Here is a 17,104-nt window from a genome sequence, read left to right on the forward strand (position 1 = left end):
CTACGGGGTCGCGCGATCTGGCGCGCCCGATTTCCATTGACCTCGCGGCGACCCCGGGGCATCCCGCTGCCTTGCGTTCTCATCTTCCGCAGGACCTGTTTCCGAAGGATTTGCCCCTCCCGTGTCGAACGTCACGGCTTTCATCTGCATCTTGATCGGAGCGTCGATTCCGGTGGGTCTGATCGACGCGTCGCTCGCCATTGGCCTGGTCGGCGCCGCAACGTCGCTCGGGCTGCTGGCAGGCTTGACGGCGATCCGGCCAGGTGAACTGTCGTTCCTGAAGCGGGTCGCCGGGCCCGCCGTTGCGGCAGCGCTCGTGCCGATGCTCTGGATCATCCTGCAGATGCTTCCGCTGACGTTCTGGGCGCATCCGGTGTGGAAGTTCGCCGGCGAAACATTGGAGACACCGCTCAGCGGCAGCATCACGATCGATACCGGCGCAAGCCTTGGCGCGCTGCTGCTCTGGCTGTCGCTGCTCTCGGTCATGATCACCGCCGCGGCGATCGCGATCGATGCCCGCCGCGCCGACATCGTGGCCCGCAGCATTGCAGCGACGGCGGCCGTCGCGGCGGTGATCCTGCTGTTGTATGGCGATCCGATCAAAGCCTGGCTTGGCGCCGCCGACGCTGCGCGCGACGGGACGGCCAACGGATTCCTCGTCGTCGTCCTGATTGGCGTCCCGCTCAGCCTTGCGCGCGCGCTCGATGTCGGCGGACATATTGGCGGCCGCACGGCGGCCCAGTCGGCCCGATTGCGCCGGCTGCTCGCCGCCAGCGCGCTGTTTAGCGCCGCCAGCGCCTGCTGGTACGGCCGGCGCGGCGCCGCCATCGCAATCGCAGCGGGCATCGCGCTCGTCCTGATGACCTTCGCCGCGCGAAAACTTCATCTGCCTCGCTGGAGCAGCGCTGCCGCTGCGGCTGCGGGCGCGCTGATCGCGCTGGTAACGGCGGTCGCCAACCGTCATCCCGACGTGGCGCTTGCCATAGCCTTCGCCCATGCGCCGGACGAGCTCGTGCAGTCGACCCACAATCTGCTCGCCGACCTGCCCGCGCTCGGCGGCGGCGCCGGCACCACGGCGACGCTGGCATCGACCTACATGGACTGGCAAGGGGCGACCACGCGGCCCGCGGTGGCGACCAGTGCCGCAGCCTTGATCGCGCAGTTCGGTTCCGCCATGTTCTGGACTTCACTCGCGGTTACGATCGTGGGCATCGCCGCGTTCACGGCCGGCGCACGCAATCGCGGCCGTGACTGGTCCTATCCCGCGGCGGCGGCAGCCGTGTTGCTGACGCTGGCGCTCGCCGCCTTTACCTTGCCGGAATTGCCGGCGCTGCCCGGAGTGATCGTGTTGGGAGCCGTGATCGGAACAGGACTGGCACAGCGGATCAGCCGTTCACCGTTGCAGGCGGGCTAGACCACAGATGCTCAGCCTCCTCCGGCGTATGGTCGGCCAGACCGGCGACCTCGAACATGACGAGGGCGACGAGACCTGCATCTATGCCGTCGGCGATATCCATGGACACGCCGACCTGCTGCACGAGATCTGCGCACGGATCGATGCCGATATCCGCAAGGTCCGGCCTGCGCGGCCGATCCAGGTCTTCCTTGGCGACTACATCGATCGCGGACCGGATTCGCGCGATGTGATCGCGATGCTCGAACAACGCCGCCGGACCCACAGCGTGGTCTGCCTGCTCGGCAATCACGAGGCCTGCCTGCTGGAGTTTCTCGTCAATCCCGACATGCTCGCGCAATGGCGGCAATTCGGCGGCCTGCAGACGCTGATGTCCTATGGACTGACGCCCTCGCTCAATCCCGACGCCGCGGAACGCAGGGCGCTCGCCGGGCAGTTGGTCCGCCAGATGCCGCCGGCCCATCTCGCCTTCCTGCGCTCGCTGCCGATCACCTATTCCTGCGGCCGCTATTTCTTCGTGCATGCCGGCGTCAGGCCCGGGCTCGCACTGAAGCAACAGCGCAAGGAGGATCTGCTCTGGATCCGCGACGACTTCCTGGTGTCGGAAGATGATTTCGGCAAGGTCGTGGTCCACGGACATACGCCGGTGCACGAGGCCGAACTGCTGCGCAACCGCATCAATGTCGACACCGGCGCCTATGCGACGGGCCGCCTGACCTGCGTCAAGCTGGAGGGCGCGCGGCGAACCCTGCTGATGACCGGCAACCGGGCAGCGCGCCATGGCTGACGCGAAGACTGATGCGCCCCGGCATCACGCACGGCAGCTGTCGCCGGCCTTCGTGCCGGCCGCAATCCTGATCGGCGCCGCGACGCTGGCGTTGTCGATCTGGTGGCTCGCCGCCGATGCATTGCGCGGCAAGCCTTCGCTAGCGGCCGCCCTCGGCGTGGTCAGGAGCGAGCTGTGGCTTGCCGACGGCTGGAGCGAGTTGCAGACCTCGCCCGAGGCGGCCGAAGCCGCCTTCACCCGCACGCTGCGGCTCTCGCCGATGGACGCCGGCGGCTGGTTCGGCCTCGCCTCGGCGACCGGGCGGTTCGACTGGCTGAACCCGACCGCATCGAAGGCGCTGAAGATGTCCTACTACACCGGCTTCAACCGCAGCGACCTGATCGCGCCGCGCCTGATCCTGCTGGCGCAGGTCGATACCACGCGCGATGTGGAACTGGTCGATCTGCTGCAGCGGCAGGTCCGCCTGATCCTCACCCGCGCGCCTGAGCTGAAGCCGGCGCTCGGCCAGGCCTATCGCGTGGCGACCGATGCCAACCGGCTCATCATCGAGGCGGAATTCAAGGACGCCAGCCAGAGCATTCCGGAGTAGCGCGCGCCGGCACGCGGGCAGCCGTCGGATGCCCGACCCGCTAGATTCCCTTGTGCCGCAGCACCGCGCCCACGGTGCGCAGCAGGATGCGCAGGTCGAGCACGAAGCTCCAGCTCTTGATGTAGATGAGGTCGTGCGCGACGCGCAGCTGCATGTCCTCGATCGCGGGCGTCGCGCCGCGCAGTCCCTGCACTTGTGCGAGACCGGTGATGCCCGGCTTGACGTGCTGGCGCTGCGCATAGCTTGCGATCAGCTTCGAATATTTGTCGTCATGCGCCAGCGCATGCGGGCGCGGCCCGACCAGCGACATGTCGCCGCGCAGCACGTTCACCAGCTGCGGCAGCTCGTCGATGCTGCGGCGGCGCAGCGTGGCGCCGATCCCGGTCAGCCGCGGATCGTTCGCGCGAGCCTGCGTGATGACATCGCCGTCCTCGAGCACATGCATGGAGCGGAATTTGAGGATGGTGAATTGCCTGCCGTCGAACCCGTTGCGGCGCTGGCGGAACAGGACCGGCCCCCTGGAGTCGAGCTTGATCGCAATCGCAGTCCCGATCAGAAGCGGCGCGAACAGCACCAGAAGGCCGCTCGATGCCACGATGTCGAACAGCCGCTTGCCGGCCCGCTCGACCGAGGTCAGCGGCGAGCGCTGCATTTCCAGCGTCGGTATCGGGCCAGACGCCACCATCCGCAGCGCCAGGAACCGCTCCGCCGTCCGATCCGGCAGCAGCCGCACCGGCAGCGGTGACGCCCGTAGCTGATCGCACACGAACTGGATGCGCGGTTCCTGCTGCCAGGGCATCGCCAGGATGATCTCGTCGGCGCCGCACTCCCGTGCCGCGCGAATGGCTGACACGACGGCGGCGCGGTCGCCCGCCTCGTCGGACAGGCCGGACAACTGGATCCGTCGCACCTCGCTGAGGCCGAAATCGCGCAGCAGGCTCGATTGCCGCACCCGGGACAATTCGTCCGCCATCCCGACCACCACCGCACGGCGCGTCGCCAGCATGCCGCGGTCGATCGCACGTTGCAGCGGCGCCTGCAGCAGCATCCGTCCGGCCACCAGCCCAAGGCCGCCGATCAGGCCAAACGACATCACCGACCCGCGCGAGACGCCGGAGCCAACCTTCAGAAGGAAGATGATCAGGGTCATCAGCAGGACCACCAGCAGCCACCCGCCGAGCAGGCTGCTCCAGCGCCGGTCGAGACCGGCCAGCACCTGCGCATTGTAGAGGCCCTGCAACTTCGCCACGAACATGTGAAGGATGGCGGCGAGGACCCCGATCCCTAGAAAACCCTCGAAGCTGTTGCTATAAACCGTGTGGTAGTAAAATAGGTGATAGGCCGCGCCGCCAATGATGCTGGACAGCACGACGATGATCATCTCGAAGACGACAGCAAACGCTTCGAGCGAGGCAAAAGCGAACGAGAAGGCGCCGAAGCTAACCGGTACCTTCGCTATTCGAGCGTCCGAAAGGTCCGTCATCGGGAATTAACATTCGCGTTAACAATTCACATGTTTAATATCAGGCAGGTCGTGAGCTCGCAAGACCTGCCGACAATATCAGGCAGAGAGCGTCTATGAGTTCATCGGCTGGCGAAACCGAGGCCGCGCTGCTGGCCCTCCTCCATCTCATCCGCCTGATGGGCGCCGAGCTCGTCGCCGGCCAGCACCGCGACGACGTCGAGGTGCTGGTCAAGGCGGTCGAAACAAAGCTGCGATCGGCCCGCTTTCCGGCCGAAATGCCGAATCAGGACATTGTCAAAGGCCTGGATCTCGCCCAGGCGAGGCTGCGTCCGATCCTCGAGGAGCTGCGCGCAAGATCCGAGAAAGCGCATCTGAGCGACCAGCTGCTGCTGGCTCCCAGGCCCTCGCGTATCCACTAAAGCGCGATGAGATTAGGTCGAATCGTCATCGCGCATTAGCTCTTTGTTTGAGCATGATCTTTTCGGAAAACCGCTTCGCACTTTTCCGGATCATGCTTTAGCGGATCAGCTTTCGTCAGCTCTGGACTTCACCACGGCGGGGCAAACCGTTCCCGCCGCTGGATCTGAGCGCAAGCTTCTCCTCGATCTTCATTTTCTCGAGCAGCAGGTCGGTCACAATCCGACGCAGCCGTTCATTTTCCAGCCGCAATTCGTCAATACGGTTGTGAACGTGGGGAATACCATCTCGATCATCGGAACGAGCGGCAAGCTCGGTCACAGTACCATTCGGGTGATGGCCGCGTGCAGCCTCCTGCTTGCGCCAGCGGTGAAATGTCATCACGCTAACGCCCAGCACCTTGCACGCTTGGGCTTGTGACTGCCCCCGCGCCATGAGTTCCTCGGCTTGTTTGACCTTGGAACTGATCTCGTCAGTCGAATGACGCCTCATTGGTCATCTCATTGCCCCCTAGATTAGCAATCATCGCATGGCCTATAAGCTATGTAAATGCAACAGGAAATTCAAATTGAGGATTTCCCGGGGGCCTTCGGGAGCCTCGAACTTGCCGTCGGCAGCGCCGCATTGTGCGAAGAAACACCGAAGCTGCAAGGTATTTACCGGAATATATGAGCAATATTCCCGCCGTAAGACGACCTCACAGAAAAAGTTATACGACTTTCTGCGCATGACAATTTGATCTGAATAACTGGCGCACCGTTTGCATTCCGAATGAGAAGGAAATGAGAACATCCAATCGGTCCTGCGACAGATTGTGAGTGCGCCATGCCTCTCCGTGATATCTACGCCGCCGGTCGAGCGAGAGTTTCACAACATTCCAACAATCTAATCCCGCGACCTTCGCGTCCGGCGGCTTGCGGGCACGCACGCGCAGCGGTAGTTATTAAGATGTTAGATGTCATGAGAGCTTCAACATATTTGAGGATCATTTTCAGGACACCTAACACTCATAGCTCGATCCGCGAATTATCAATTAGGCGCTTTCCTACCCGAGGCCCTCAGGCGGAACCACGACCGCCCGATCATCCGCGAACCATTCTGTGCTGACGCTTGTCAGAGCCAGTCTCTGACCAACACATTTTAGGAGGATCGACACTATGGCGCGTCTCAAGGTCTTCGAGGGGAAGCAATCCGCGTCCAGCGAGGCGACCGACACCTTGGAGCGCCTCGTCGCGGAGAATTCCGAGCTCCGGCATACCGCCGTCGAGCTGGTGTTGCAGACGTGGATCCTGCGCGAGCGCCTGTCCTACGTCATGGCGCAAAAGCCGGTGCGGCAAGAGCACTGACCGCCTGTCCTCACGACCACAAATTGTCCGCGGCAAGCATAAACGCGATGAGATTGGGTGAATCGTCATCGCGCTTTAGCTTCTTGTTTTAGCATGATCTTTTCCGAAAACCGCTTCGCACTTTTCGAGATCATGCTCTAGATCGATCCAGCTCGCCCAAAATCAGGAACGAGCGAACAGTATTCAATTTAAAATTGAATTATCCATAGCAGCAAAGCGCCCACATCCGCGCCAGACAGGCTTGGATGTGGCCGCAAATTCTGCTCAGTGAGAAATGGGCTGATGGACTTTAGCTGTGGTGAACCCGACGCAATGCGACGCGCGGGGCGTTCTGCTCACGCGACATGCCGAACGAACGAGACGCGCCTGGGCGCTCGTGGATTTCACGCAACGCGGCGATATCAAGCATCAGTGCAACGACTTCGTTGCGCAGCGATTGATTGGTCGCGAGCAACGCCTCTTCGATTGGCTGATGCGAATGTTGAACTTTGTGCTGCTTCATGGCGCGCCCTCGCTCTGCGGTTAAGGGTATGAGCGATGTGATTGAAGTTTCGATGACAGAGTTAGATCACACATATGGAATGCGGTTAATGGGGCAGGTTTGCGACGAACGTGGCTCCGCGATAAATTTTCTCAACCAGGTTCCACAACCTGATCGCGAAACGTTCGATCGATGGCCTTATATGTGTCGTTGCGATGGGAGGTCAGCGGCGGCAACGCGGCGCGCCGCCAAAGAGCGCAACTGGCACTGACCATGAGGCGCGAGCAAGGGCATGAAATCATTTGACGATCGTTGACCGCAGCGATCGCCCTCAAAACCGGCGACACGCCTGCCGGCTATCACAATATCGCCGCGTCAATCGCTCGAGACGTGATGAGGTGTCCAGCCTCGAACCAGATATTCCACCAACCACGACGTGCACACACTAAATCTGCTGCTCTCGATCAATCAGCTTTTTTGCCGCGCATGACAGGTCGAACCGAGCAGCATGGATGCAGCGAACCGGCACCGCGTCCTCTGCATTGATCGCAGAATATTTCGATTCGTTTCGGAATCTCGAGGTCGCGGATCTGAGCGTTCGGATTCGCCCTGACGATGCGGCGGAGGGAATCAACGCCACTCGTTCGATCATGCAAGATATTCACCTCGACCTGGCCGAATGCGACAATGCTATTCTAATTGAAAATGAGCAGTAATGAGGCATTTCGGCTTCAGCAGAGGCAGCGAAATGCCTTCACGTTCTCATCTCGCGTGCGCTTGCACGATTGCCATGGCGGACAGCAGCGGATTCGATCAATCGCCATAAGCATCGCTAATTCGCAACGCGCGGCGCGATCGTGCGCTATTTCGATTTGGGAGGCGCGTCGTCGCCCATCTTGCCGCCATTGGCGACGCATGTGTTGAAATAGTCGCGCTGATCCTTCGCCCCGCCCCTCGCGTCTGCCGGAAGCAGGATTGCCGGGCTCTCGCGGCGGAAACGCCCTCGCGACCAAGGCATCGCAGGCGCGTGCGACCTGGGCGTCGATCGCGTGCACCGGAACGATTGCGCTGGACATGACGATCCCGGCTGATGCGAATGCAAAACCGCTGTTAACTCTCAGTGCCGCACTCTGTTCCACGCCGAGCCAGGTTTTTCTCGAGCCGGAATTCGCTAACGAGCGCACTACGCCCGATCGACGTTGTGATAAGAGCGATACCAGGCGACAAATCTGGCAATGCCGTCCTCGATCCGCGTCTGCGGCCGAAAGCCGATTTCACGCTCCAGGTCGGAGACATCGGCTGCCGTCTCCAGGACATCCCCAGGTTGCATTGGCAACAACTGCTTTTCGGCCTGCCGGCCGAAGCCGTGCTCGAGCAGCGCCACCACATGCATCAGTTCTTCCGGCCTGGAGTTGCCGATATTGTAGACGCGCCACGGCGCCTTGCTCGAACCCGGATCGGGATGCGCTCCCGACCAGTTGACGTCGCCCTCGGGCGCGCGGTCGATCAGCCGCACCATCGCCTCGACCACGTCATCGACATAGGTGAAGTCGCGTCGCATGTTGCCGTTGTTGAATAACTGGATCGGCTTCCCCTTGGTGATCGCATCCGCGAACGCATAGAGCGCCATGTCCGGCCGATACCACGTCCCATACACGGTGAAGAACCGCAGCCCCGTCGTCGGGATGCGATAGAGGTGGCTGTAGGAATGGGCGAGCAGCTCGTTGGCCTTCTTGGTAGCCGCGTACAGGCTGACCGGATGATCGACATTGTCATGGACCGAGAACGGCAGCTTGGTGTTGGCGCCATAAACCGACGATGACGACGCAAACAGCAGATGCCGGCATGCCGTATGCCGGCAGCCCTCGAGGACGTTGAGGAAGCCCTCCAGATTGGAATCCATGTAGGCATGCGGGTTCTGCAGGGAGTAGCGCACGCCGGCCTGGGCAGCGAGATGCACCACGACCTCGAAGCGATAGCGCTCGAACAGCGCTTTGATCCCGGCGCGGTCGGCGAGGTCGAGTTCCAGGAAGGTGAAGCCACGGTGCTGCTTGAGCAGATCGAGCCGCGCGTGCTTGAGCGCCGGATCATAATACTGGTTCAGATTGTCGATGCCGATGACAGGCTGCCCTGCCCGCAGCAAATGCTCCGCCATATGGAAGCCGATAAAGCCGGCGCAGCCCGTGACGAGTAGATTGCCTGCGATCACCACGTTTCGCCTGTGCCTTTCGCCTTGCGCCGGACCAGGGGCCGCACGCCGTCAGGCGCGCGCCGCAGCTTCCGGCTTGGCGTTGCGGCCGCGGGGCGCGTCAGTTGCTGGCGGCCGGAGGTTTGTAGTCAGGAAAGCGGCTCAGTACCGCGGCCTTCATGAACTTGAAGTGCGCAATCTCGGTCGCCAGTTCCTTCAGCCGACGCTGGCCGTTGGAGATCTCGGCGTCAAACAGGTCTTGATGATAGTTGTCAAGCGCCTCGCGTTCCAGATACTCGTCGGTGCCGTTGCCCAGCGTCACCGCCGCGCGGGCCAGAACGTCGTCGACACGGCGTCCGAGGCCGGATTGCTCGCTTTCGGCCGCCTGCAACGCGGCCTCGATCGCTGCCATGATCGATCCGATTCGGGCGCGATCGGTCTCGGCATCGCGCTCGGCCGAGCGTGCCTTGAAACCTTCCTCGCTCCGCCGCGACCTGATCAGGTCATGCGCGCGAGCCCGCAAAAACAGCTGAAACATCTGTCAGTATCCGGTTCGGGCCCACTCAGGCAGTATCGCTCAAAATCGCCCGGTCTTAGTTAAAAAAGGGTGAATTATCCTGTTGCCCTTCCCTCAGGTCGGCCTTCCACTTGATCCAGGCCTTGTCGTGCTTGTCATAGAGCTCGACCCATCGTCCCTCGACGGCTGACGGCATCAGCTCCGCACCGTGGGCTTCCCCGCCCAGCATCGGCAGGGAGGCGTCCAATCCTTCGAATTCCGACGTCTCTTCAAGCGTGAGACCGACCAGCACGCGCCGTCCGCTGACATCGACCACATACCGCCTTGGCGAATGCCCCCTGAGATCACTCATACGTGCAAGTTCCCTCACGATGCGCGGGCCAACGGCAACGACCCGCCGGCACGGGAACCCAGCCCGGCTGCCGCAACGAAGACAAGATGACCGATTGCATGTCGCCCGCCAACCCCAACTCACGCCACTGTCGCGCTACCTCTGCCGGGCTAGCCCGCTAGAACGCGCGGCGCATGTGGCCGAATGCGGTGACCGGCTGCTCCCGCCTCGCCGATTTGGCGGCTGGCGGCGCCACATACGGCGCATAGATCCGATATTGCGCGCGGCGCTTGCGCGATCGCCACGAGCGCGTGGCGAAACCGGAGAAGAAGCCGGCGACGAACGCCGCCGCCAGGATGAGGACAGGAGAAAGCATCACATTCGTCCACGTTAAACCAGATGTTATTAACATTCGGAGTTGTGACGACATCATGATTGCGCGCGCCGAAAGAATGTTCAGCCGCTGGAATTTTTTGTGCAATCGAACGGCGCAACAATGACCAGGCGGCCACATCGGTTGTGCTCGGACGCGAGACGCCTCAGGAGAACCACCACAGCATGAACTTCAGGAACATCGAGCTGAGCAGATAAATCCACCCCGCCATCGCCAGCAGCGTCAGTCCGACGAAGGCACCTGAAACGCTTTTCTCCTTGAGGCGCGCCAACAGCGAGTTTTTTTCTTCTTGCGGGTAGAACATCTCAAGCTCAAGACGCATCTGATTCAAATCAGCTAGCAGCCAATTTCGATGATCTCATGACGCGTCACGGCGGCAATTCGCTTCGCACGTCACAGATCTCGGCTGCAAATCTCGTGAAGGCGAAAGCCGTCGAAGACGGTTCATGGCTCCCGTCCTGGCTGACAAAGTCCTGGCTCAAGAAAATTCCGCGTAACATGGTCAGTGATCGGCTCCCGCGGCCTCAGCAGTCCGCGCGCCGGAATTTTTCGGTTGTGTGATATTGCGCTCTGCGCCGCGAATGCGCGTCGCGCGTCAAACCGATCGTCGAGCCAGAGAATGCCATGCGACCGTACGCGCGACGGCCGTGGCGAGCTGCAGGCGCGATCGACCGCACACCGCGCAAGCGCATGGTGGCCGCCCTGCTCGTATCTCAGTTTAACAATCAAGACCTCGCATGCGGGAGACCGCGATCGCAGCGTCACACCCGGAAAAAGGCGAACCAGATAATTCCGAGGATCAAGACTGCGAGCCCCGTGGAGGCCGTGAGCAGCGCGAGAACCGATGGTCCGGGCTCGGCCTGGCGCGCCTCGGTCGGGGTTTCTGTGATCTGACCGTGTCGTTCCGTTGCCATGGCGACCTCGTTGCTTAAGTGCCTGAAATTCCGGCGATTGCCGCTCCCCTTCGGAGGGCCAACGCGTGATCCGGAGCGATGTTCCGGAGCCGTTTGACTGTTGTCCAACCGTTGTCGCCGCCACCGCGTCAAACGGGCGCAGGCTCGGGCCACGGTTAACGCCGTTGCCAGATTCACCGGGCCGCGTTGTTTCAAACCGGGGTTCCCGGTGTTATCCTTGATCGTTCCGTCGGTTGCGTAATCGGAGTTTGCCTATGGCCCCCCGCGCCAACTGGAAGGGCTTTTTGCGCCTTTCGCTCGTGACTTGCCCGGTTGCCCTGTACCCGGCGACGTCGGATACCGAGAAGGTCTCCTTCAACCAGATCAACCGCAAGACCGGCCACCGGATCAAATACGCCAAGGTCGACGCGGAGACCGGCGAGGAAGTCTCCGCCGACGACATCATGAAGGGCTACAAGGTCGACACCGACACCTATATCGAGGTCACCAAGGAAGAGCTCGACGACATCGCGCTGGATTCGACCCGCACCATCGAGATCGACGAATTCGTGCCGCGCGGCGAGATCGACAGCCGCTATCTGATCCGCCCCTATTATCTCGTTCCCGACGGCAAGGTCGGCCACGACGCCTTCGCGGTGATCCGCGAGACCATCCGCAGCATGGACAAGGTCGCGATCGGCCGCGTGGTGCTGACCAACCGCGAGCACATCATCGCGCTCGAGCCGCTCGACAACGGGCTGATGGGCACGCTGTTGCGCTACCCCTATGAGGTGCGCAGCGAGAAGGAATATTTCGACGACATTCAGGATGTGAAGATCACCAAGGACATGCTCGACCTCGCCAAGCACATCGTCGAGCAGAAGTCCGCCGAGTTCGATCCGGAGGATTTCGAGGATCGCTACGAGCAGGCGCTGATCGATCTGATCAACCAGAAGCGCAACGGCATCAAGATCGCCAAGCCCGCGGCGAAGGCCGGCGGCAACGTTATCAACCTGATGGACGCGCTGAAGAAGAGCCTCGCCAACGAGAAGCAGGCCGCTCCCGCCAAGGCGGAGGCAAAGGCGGCGAAAGGCAAGAAGCCGAAGAAGCGCATCGAGGGCCAGCGCGAGATGCTGCTGCCGATCTCGGGCAGCGGCAAGCGCGAGCCCAAGGAGGCCGTCAAGCCCGAGCCGAAGAAGGCCGAGAAGCCCGCGCGTGCGCAAGGCACCGCGGCGCGGAAGAAGGCGGGTTGAGGTCGCGGCGCTGCCGCAGGCCACCGACTACATCATAAGGCTATCGGCGCCAAGCAGGAGGCGCGCTGGCAGATCGCGGTTGTGTGCATCTGATCGACGCGGGAGAAACCGACGGCGGCCGGTTGATGCTTGCGCGCATCGCGATGCTCGCGCGCCGAATGGAGACGGCGGAGGCGACTGAACCAGAAAGTGTGAAGCATGCCCGGCGGCGATTACTTGAATGCCGAACTGACGGCAGTGAACTGGCCGCTCACACTGGTGCCGATGCCTCTGACGCCGGCGACGATCACGATGCTGATGCCGCCGGCAATGATGGCGTATTCGATCGCCGTAGCCCCGACGTCATCACGCAGAAATCTTGCAAGCAACGCGCGCATGAAAAGCTCCTGTCCGACGCCCGCGGCTTTTTCTCCCGCGCCGTAGCAATATTCCAGCAAAACTAGGCCACATTGGTTGACGGCCCATTGATGGACAGGATGAACGATCGCTTAAAGGTTGCAGAGAAACTCCCTGCTAGTTCTGCCTGCATCCTGACCCCGCCCCGCGAGGCGGCAAGCCGCGATTTGGCGTAAACGCATATCAGGACTACCTGATCCGGCCCCGGCGGCGCTTTACCCTCGCGGCGAAATCCTGTTCCTTTATCGGACAGGACGACAACGAGGCCGGAACGAACCGGCCGGATCCAAAGGGAGTGACCGTCATGAAGCTCGGCACCGCGATCGCGGAAATCATGAAGCGCGAGGGGATCGAGATCCTCACGGGCTACCCGGTCAACCATCTGATCGAATACGCCGCCAGCGCGGACATCCGCCCCGTGATGGTGCGCCAGGAGCGCATCGGCGTGCACATGGCGGACGCGATCTCCCGCGTCACCTCGGGCGAGAAGATCGGCGCGTTCTGCATGCAGCACGGACCGGGCGCCGAGAACGCGATGGGCGGTGTCGCGCAGTGCTACGGCGAATCCGTCCCCGTTCTGGTGCTGCCGATGGGTTATGCGCGCCGGCTTGCCAACATCGATCCGAACTTCAATTCCAGCCAGGCCATGAAGGCGTTCGCGAAATCCGCAGAGCCGATCAACATCGCCGCTGAAGTCTGCAACATCTTCCGCCGCGCCTTCACCAGGCTGAAGAACGGCCGCGGCGGGCCCGTGATCGTCGAGATCCCGGCCGACATGTGGAACGAGGAGGTGCCGGAGCCCCTGAACTACACGCCGGTGCTGCGCACGCGCTATGGGGCCGACCCCGTTCATGTGAAGGAAGCGGCTGCGCTCCTCGTCAACGCCAAGCGTCCGGTGATCTATGCCGGCCAGGGTGTCCACTATGCGAAAGCCTGGCCGCAGCTGAAGCGCCTCGCCGAGCGGCTTGCGATCCCGGTCACCACGAGCCTCGGCGGCAAGTCGTCATTCCCGGAGACGCATCCGCTGTCGCTCGGCTCCGGCGGCCTGGCGGTGCCGCGCGCGGTGCCGACATTCCTCGCTGAGGCCGACGTGATCTTCGGCATCGGCTGCTCCTTCACCGAGACGTCGTTCGGGATCGCAATGCCGAAGGGCAAGACCATCATCCATTCGACGCTCGATCCGAACCACATCAACAAGGATGTCGAGGCCACAATCGGGCTCGTCGGCGACGCCGGCCTCGTGCTCGACGCGCTGCTCGAGGAGATCGGCAAGACCGTGACCTCGGACCGCAAAGCCAGCGCGGTTGCGGAGGAGATCGCCGCCTCCCACAAGGAATGGCTCGCCAAGTGGATGCCAAAGCTCACGCATAACGATGCGCCGCTCAATCCCTACCGCGTGCTGTGGGATCTGCAACACACCGTCGACATCCACAACACCATCATCACCCATGACGCCGGCAGCCCGCGCGACCAGCTGTCGCCGTTCTGGAAGTCGGTCGAGCCGCTGTCCTATATCGGCTGGGGCAAGACCACGCAGCTCGGCTACGGGCTTGGTCTCGCGATGGGAGCCAAGCTGGCAAAGCCGGACAAGCTCTGCATCAATGTCTGGGGCGACGCCGCGATCGGCTTCACGGGCATGGATTTCGAGACCGCGGTGCGCGAGCGGATTCCGATCATGTCGATCCTGCTCAACAATTTCTCGATGGCGATCGAACTGAAGGTGATGCCGATCTCGACCGAGAAGTACCGCTCGACCGATATCTCCGGCGACTACGCCGCGATGGCGCGGGCCTTCGGCGGCTATGGCGAGCGGGTGATCAAGCCCGAAGACATCATCCCCGCGATCAAGCGCGGCATCCAGAAGACCAAAGAAGGCGTGCCGGTGCTGCTGGAATTCATCACCAGCAAGGAGACCGAGGTGTCGCGGCCGGGGACCTGAGGGCACCTCACACGCCCTCACCCACTTGATTTGACCTCGCCTGCGCGGGCAAGCTCCCTCCGATCCGAGGTCGGAGGGAGAGATGGCGCGCATCCTGGTGCTGGGGGCCGGCTTTGCCGGTCTGTGGGCCGCGCTCGGTGCCGCCCGCAAGCGCGACGAGATCGGCGCGCGGGCTAAGGACACCGAGATTCTCGTGGTCGATCGCAACGCCTATCACAACATCCGGGTGCGCAATTACGAGGTCGATCTCGGCGACGTCGCGCTGCCGCTGCAAGATCTGCTCGATCCGGTCGGCGTCACGCATAGGGTGGCTGACGTCACGGCGATCGATCCGGCCAAGCGCGAGGTCATCGCCAAGACAGGCTCCGGCGCGGACACGCTGACCTACGACCGGCTGGTGCTGACGACCGGCAGCGAGCTGGTCCGCCCCGCCATATCAGGCCTTGCCGCACACGGCTTCGATGTCGACACCTTCGAAGCAGCCACACGCCTCAACACGCATCTTGCCGCGCTCGGCAGGCAGCCGCCCTCGCCGGCCCGCGCGACGGTGGCGGTGGTCGGCGCGGGCTTCACCGGGATCGAGGTCGCGGCCGAGATGCCGGCCAAGCTCGCGCACGCCGGCATCGCTGGCGATCACCGCATCATCCTGATCGATCCCAATCCGGTGGTCGGCGCGACGTTCGGCGCGCATGGCCGTCCCATCATCAACGAGGCGCTGGCCGCGCTCGGCGTCGAGACGCGGCTGAACGTCAGGGTCAGCGCCGTCGGCGCCGACAGCATCACGCTTGACAGCGGCGAGATCATTCCGGCCGCAACCGTGGTGTGGTGCGCCGGCATGCGCGCGAGCCCCCTCGCCGCGATGCTGCCGGTGAAGCGCGACGCGCTCGGCCGCCTCCCGGTCGACCGTTGCATGCGCGTCCATGGCCTCAATGGCGTATTCGCTGCCGGCGACGTCGCGGCCTGCCTGATCGATGGCGAGCATCCGACCGTGATGTCGTGCCAGTTCGCGCGGCCGATGGGCCGGTTTGCCGGCCACAATGTGGTCGCGGATCTGTTCGGCGAAAAACTTCTGCCGCTCAATATCGACTGGTATGTGACGGTGCTCGATCTCGGCGCCTGGGGCGCGCTCTACACCACCGGCTGGGACCGCGAGGTGCACACGGCCGGCGCCGCCGCCAAGCTCACCAAACAGACCATCAACCAGCAGCGCATCTACCCGCCGCGCAACGGCGATCGCGCCGCACTGCTTGCGGCCGCGGCGCCGACGATCCAGACGGCACCGCCGACGCGCAAGTAGTCTGGGTTGCGGCGGCTGCCTCGCGCGGGGGAACTGAGAATGACAACTCCGCCGTCATTGCGAGCGCAGCGAAGCAATCCATCGCTCCACTCGCGCCGATAGATGGTCGCTTCGCTCCTCGCAATGACGAGCTTTGAGCTCTACCGTTACTGCGACAGCTTCACAAAATCCGGAAACTTCAGCTTCCCTTCCGCGATCGCCTTCGGCCAGACCGTGATCTGCTTGCCGCCCTGCCACTGGAACACGAGGCCGGTGACGGCTCCCGGGCCGGACTTGATGCCGTGGGTGAACTCGTCGTTCTTGCCGTAGAACTGGATCTTGCCGATCGTGCCATCGAAGTCGGTCTTCTCGAGCTCGGTGACCATCTTGTCCGGATCGGTCGAGCCGGCGCGCTGGATCGCTTCCGCAATGATGTAGACCTCGTCATAGGCGGTGTAGCCGGTATAGGCCGGCGGCGTGCCGAACTTGGCCTTGAAGGCGGCCGCGAACGGCTTTGTCTTCGGCGTCACCGCGACGTCGGGCGTCGCCACGGCGAGCGAGGGCACGCCTTCGGCCGCGCCGTTGGTGTCGCCCCAGAAGGTCGGGCTCAGCGCCTGCGCGCTGATGCCGAACATCGGGATCGGCACCTGCTGGTTCTTCCACTGCACCGTCGGCTGCACGCCGACATGGGAGATGCCGGTGACGATCACGTCGGGCTTGGCGGCTTCCATCTTGTTGAAGATCGGCGTGAAGTCGGTGGTGTCGGGCGAGAAGCGGATGTGCTCGACGACCTTCAGGCCGGCCTTGGGCAGGCAGGCCTCGTAGCCGATGTCGAGCGGCTTGGTCCACGCCGCGTCCTCGCTCATGATCGCCACCGACTTGAATTTGAGCTGATCGACCAAGAGCTCCTTGGCCGCGTCGCAGACGAGCTGCGCCTGCGCGGCCGAGGTCAGGTAACCGTGGAAGGTGTACTTGTTCTTCTCATAGTCGTTGTGGATCGCCTTGGTGATCTCGTTCGAGGCCGCACCGGGCGTGATCAGCGGCATCTTCAGCCGCGACGCCCATGGCTCGAGCGCCAGCACGACTTCGCTGATGTAGCTCGCGATCACGGCCGAAACCTTGTCCTCGCTCACCGCGCGCTGGAACGCGCGCACCGAATCCGCCGACGAGCTCTTGTTGTCGTAGGTGACGATCTCGATCTTGCGGCCCATCACACCGCCCTTGGCGTTGATCTCGTCGGCCGCGATCTGCGCGCCGCCCGGAGTTGCCGCGCCCGCGATCGACTGCACCTCGGCGATGACGCCGATCTTGATCGGGTCCTTGGACTGCGCATAGGCCGGCGCCGCGAGGCACAGCGCGAGCGCCGAGGCCAACAGGCTCACGCGGGTGGTGGTTGAATATGCTGGCATCATGATCTC

20 protein-coding genes are annotated in these 17,104 nt (G+C 63.0%); 9 read left to right on the plus strand and 11 right to left on the minus strand.

The genetic code is table 11. The annotated features are described in order from the left end of the window. Nucleotides 1-121 precede the first annotated feature (121 nt). From HAP47_RS28055 to HAP47_RS28065, 3 genes are read left to right on the plus strand one after another with little or no spacing between them, the layout of a single operon-like run. Nucleotides 122-1,414, plus strand: coding sequence for a hypothetical protein (locus HAP47_RS28055; protein WP_173641814.1), 1,293 nt, complete (start codon nt 122-124; stop codon nt 1,412-1,414). A 7-nt stretch (nt 1,415-1,421) separates the two neighbouring features. Beyond that, nucleotides 1,422-2,201, plus strand: a complete 780-nt coding sequence (locus HAP47_RS28060) for a metallophosphoesterase family protein (protein WP_231168437.1) — start codon at nt 1,422-1,424, stop codon at nt 2,199-2,201. Continuing rightward, nucleotides 2,194-2,790, plus strand: coding sequence for a hypothetical protein (locus tag HAP47_RS28065; RefSeq protein ID WP_173641813.1), 597 nt, complete (start codon nt 2,194-2,196; stop codon nt 2,788-2,790). The genes HAP47_RS28060 and HAP47_RS28065 overlap by 8 nt, the downstream gene beginning before the upstream one ends. Nucleotides 2,791-2,830: 40 nt before the next feature. On the opposite strand, the gene HAP47_RS28070 is transcribed toward HAP47_RS28065, so the two are convergent. Further along, nucleotides 2,831-4,273 carry an undecaprenyl-phosphate glucose phosphotransferase gene (locus HAP47_RS28070; RefSeq protein ID WP_231168439.1) on the minus strand — a complete coding sequence of 481 codons (1,443 nt, stop codon included), beginning with the start codon at nt 4,271-4,273 and terminating at the stop codon, nt 2,831-2,833. A gap of 95 nt (nt 4,274-4,368) precedes the next feature. Between HAP47_RS28070 and HAP47_RS28075 the strand changes: the two genes are divergently transcribed. Beyond that, nucleotides 4,369-4,674 (plus strand): hypothetical protein, encoded by a 306-nt coding sequence (locus HAP47_RS28075; RefSeq protein ID WP_173641812.1) that lies wholly within the window; start codon nt 4,369-4,371, stop codon nt 4,672-4,674. A 115-nt stretch (nt 4,675-4,789) separates the two neighbouring features. Here the strand turns inward: HAP47_RS28075 and HAP47_RS28080 are convergent, their stop codons facing one another. After that, the gene (locus tag HAP47_RS28080) at nt 4,790-5,164 is read right to left on the minus strand and encodes a helix-turn-helix domain-containing protein (protein WP_092125207.1); all 375 of its coding nucleotides are present in this window, start codon (nt 5,162-5,164) and stop codon (nt 4,790-4,792) included. 665 nt (nt 5,165-5,829) lie between these two features. On the opposite strand from HAP47_RS28080, the gene HAP47_RS28085 reads away from it, so the two are divergent. After that, a complete protein-coding gene (locus HAP47_RS28085; RefSeq protein WP_173641811.1) occupies nt 5,830-6,018 on the plus strand; it encodes a hypothetical protein in 189 nt (62 codons plus the stop codon). Nucleotides 6,019-6,307: 289 nt separating this feature from the next. Here HAP47_RS28085 and HAP47_RS28090 read toward each other — a convergent pair whose 3' ends face one another. Continuing rightward, entirely contained in the window at nt 6,308-6,520 is a 213-nt protein-coding gene (locus HAP47_RS28090) for a hypothetical protein (RefSeq protein WP_092125205.1), read from the minus strand. Nucleotides 6,521-7,011: 491 nt separating this feature from the next. On the opposite strand from HAP47_RS28090, the gene HAP47_RS28095 reads away from it, so the two are divergent. Continuing rightward, a complete protein-coding gene (locus tag HAP47_RS28095; RefSeq protein WP_173641810.1) occupies nt 7,012-7,215 on the plus strand; it encodes a hypothetical protein in 204 nt (67 codons plus the stop codon). A 467-nt stretch (nt 7,216-7,682) separates the two neighbouring features. On the opposite strand, the gene HAP47_RS28100 is transcribed toward HAP47_RS28095, so the two are convergent. The 6 genes from HAP47_RS28100 to HAP47_RS28125 all read right to left on the minus strand — a co-directional run bounded on the left by HAP47_RS28100 (nt 7,683) and on the right by HAP47_RS28125 (nt 10,843). After that, nucleotides 7,683-8,654 carry an NAD-dependent epimerase gene (locus tag HAP47_RS28100; protein ID WP_210285661.1) on the minus strand — a complete coding sequence of 324 codons (972 nt, stop codon included), beginning with the start codon at nt 8,652-8,654 and terminating at the stop codon, nt 7,683-7,685. Between the two features lie 154 nt (nt 8,655-8,808). Then, the gene (locus tag HAP47_RS28105; protein WP_092125202.1) at nt 8,809-9,225 is read right to left on the minus strand and encodes a hypothetical protein; all 417 of its coding nucleotides are present in this window, start codon (nt 9,223-9,225) and stop codon (nt 8,809-8,811) included. Between the two features lie 55 nt (nt 9,226-9,280). Next, on the minus strand, nt 9,281-9,556 hold the full coding sequence (locus HAP47_RS28110; RefSeq protein WP_173641809.1) for a hypothetical protein: 276 nt from the start codon (nt 9,554-9,556) through the stop codon (nt 9,281-9,283). Between the two features lie 157 nt (nt 9,557-9,713). Next, nucleotides 9,714-9,911 carry a hypothetical protein gene (locus tag HAP47_RS28115; RefSeq protein ID WP_173641808.1) on the minus strand — a complete coding sequence of 66 codons (198 nt, stop codon included), beginning with the start codon at nt 9,909-9,911 and terminating at the stop codon, nt 9,714-9,716. Between the two features lie 163 nt (nt 9,912-10,074). Then, the gene (locus HAP47_RS28120) at nt 10,075-10,233 is read right to left on the minus strand and encodes a hypothetical protein (protein ID WP_171948113.1); all 159 of its coding nucleotides are present in this window, start codon (nt 10,231-10,233) and stop codon (nt 10,075-10,077) included. A 457-nt stretch (nt 10,234-10,690) separates the two neighbouring features. Continuing rightward, nucleotides 10,691-10,843: a hypothetical protein gene (locus HAP47_RS28125; RefSeq protein ID WP_173641807.1), complete on the minus strand. Its 153-nt coding sequence runs from the start codon at nt 10,841-10,843 to the stop codon at nt 10,691-10,693. A 254-nt stretch (nt 10,844-11,097) separates the two neighbouring features. Between HAP47_RS28125 and ku the strand changes: the two genes are divergently transcribed. Next, on the plus strand, nt 11,098-12,075 hold the full coding sequence (gene ku / locus HAP47_RS28130) for a non-homologous end joining protein Ku (protein WP_176396281.1): 978 nt from the start codon (nt 11,098-11,100) through the stop codon (nt 12,073-12,075). 212 nt (nt 12,076-12,287) lie between these two features. On the opposite strand, the gene HAP47_RS28135 is transcribed toward ku, so the two are convergent. After that, nucleotides 12,288-12,452 carry a Flp family type IVb pilin gene (locus HAP47_RS28135; protein WP_173641805.1) on the minus strand — a complete coding sequence of 55 codons (165 nt, stop codon included), beginning with the start codon at nt 12,450-12,452 and terminating at the stop codon, nt 12,288-12,290. Nucleotides 12,453-12,775: 323 nt separating this feature from the next. On the opposite strand from HAP47_RS28135, the gene HAP47_RS28140 reads away from it, so the two are divergent. Continuing rightward, nucleotides 12,776-14,410 carry a thiamine pyrophosphate-requiring protein gene (locus tag HAP47_RS28140; RefSeq protein ID WP_173641804.1) on the plus strand — a complete coding sequence of 545 codons (1,635 nt, stop codon included), beginning with the start codon at nt 12,776-12,778 and terminating at the stop codon, nt 14,408-14,410. Nucleotides 14,411-14,492: 82 nt separating this feature from the next. After that, nucleotides 14,493-15,707 carry an NAD(P)/FAD-dependent oxidoreductase gene (locus HAP47_RS28145; RefSeq protein ID WP_173641803.1) on the plus strand — a complete coding sequence of 405 codons (1,215 nt, stop codon included), beginning with the start codon at nt 14,493-14,495 and terminating at the stop codon, nt 15,705-15,707. Between the two features lie 146 nt (nt 15,708-15,853). Here the strand turns inward: HAP47_RS28145 and HAP47_RS28150 are convergent, their stop codons facing one another. Continuing rightward, complete coding sequence (locus HAP47_RS28150) at nt 15,854-17,098, minus strand: ABC transporter substrate-binding protein (protein WP_173641802.1); 1,245 nt, start codon at nt 17,096-17,098, stop codon at nt 15,854-15,856. Nucleotides 17,099-17,104: the final 6 nt, after the last annotated feature.

The organism is Bradyrhizobium sp. 41S5 (genome assembly GCF_011516665.3).
GTDB classification, from domain to species: Bacteria; Pseudomonadota; Alphaproteobacteria; order Rhizobiales; family Xanthobacteraceae; genus Bradyrhizobium; species Bradyrhizobium quebecense.

Bases quoted from the DNA above. Each gene is read 5' to 3' on its own strand.
- HAP47_RS28140 (WP_173641804.1), top strand. From the start codon at position 12,776: ATGAAGCTCGGCACCGCGATCGCGGAAATCATGAAGCGCGAGGGGATC.
- HAP47_RS28100 (WP_210285661.1), bottom strand. From the start codon at position 8,654: ATGGCGGAGCATTTGCTGCGGGCAGGGCAGCCTGTCATCGGCATCGAC.
- HAP47_RS28070 (WP_231168439.1), bottom strand. From the start codon at position 4,273: ATGACGGACCTTTCGGACGCTCGAATAGCGAAGGTACCGGTTAGCTTC.
- HAP47_RS28105 (WP_092125202.1), bottom strand. From the start codon at position 9,225: ATGTTTCAGCTGTTTTTGCGGGCTCGCGCGCATGACCTGATCAGGTCG.
- HAP47_RS28135 (WP_173641805.1), bottom strand. From the start codon at position 12,452: ATGCGCGCGTTGCTTGCAAGATTTCTGCGTGATGACGTCGGGGCTACG.
- HAP47_RS28115 (WP_173641808.1), bottom strand. From the start codon at position 9,911: ATGCTTTCTCCTGTCCTCATCCTGGCGGCGGCGTTCGTCGCCGGCTTC.
- HAP47_RS28150 (WP_173641802.1), bottom strand. From the start codon at position 17,098: ATGATGCCAGCATATTCAACCACCACCCGCGTGAGCCTGTTGGCCTCG.
- HAP47_RS28090 (WP_092125205.1), bottom strand. From the start codon at position 6,520: ATGAAGCAGCACAAAGTTCAACATTCGCATCAGCCAATCGAAGAGGCG.
- ku (WP_176396281.1), top strand. From the start codon at position 11,098: ATGGCCCCCCGCGCCAACTGGAAGGGCTTTTTGCGCCTTTCGCTCGTG.
- HAP47_RS28085 (WP_173641811.1), top strand. From the start codon at position 5,830: ATGGCGCGTCTCAAGGTCTTCGAGGGGAAGCAATCCGCGTCCAGCGAG.
- HAP47_RS28125 (WP_173641807.1), bottom strand. From the start codon at position 10,843: ATGGCAACGGAACGACACGGTCAGATCACAGAAACCCCGACCGAGGCG.
- HAP47_RS28060 (WP_231168437.1), top strand. From the start codon at position 1,422: ATGCTCAGCCTCCTCCGGCGTATGGTCGGCCAGACCGGCGACCTCGAA.
- HAP47_RS28065 (WP_173641813.1), top strand. From the start codon at position 2,194: ATGGCTGACGCGAAGACTGATGCGCCCCGGCATCACGCACGGCAGCTG.
- HAP47_RS28095 (WP_173641810.1), top strand. From the start codon at position 7,012: ATGCAGCGAACCGGCACCGCGTCCTCTGCATTGATCGCAGAATATTTC.
- HAP47_RS28120 (WP_171948113.1), bottom strand. From the start codon at position 10,233: ATGTTCTACCCGCAAGAAGAAAAAAACTCGCTGTTGGCGCGCCTCAAG.
- HAP47_RS28080 (WP_092125207.1), bottom strand. From the start codon at position 5,164: ATGAGGCGTCATTCGACTGACGAGATCAGTTCCAAGGTCAAACAAGCC.
- HAP47_RS28075 (WP_173641812.1), top strand. From the start codon at position 4,369: ATGAGTTCATCGGCTGGCGAAACCGAGGCCGCGCTGCTGGCCCTCCTC.
- HAP47_RS28145 (WP_173641803.1), top strand. From the start codon at position 14,493: ATGGCGCGCATCCTGGTGCTGGGGGCCGGCTTTGCCGGTCTGTGGGCC.
- HAP47_RS28110 (WP_173641809.1), bottom strand. From the start codon at position 9,556: ATGAGTGATCTCAGGGGGCATTCGCCAAGGCGGTATGTGGTCGATGTC.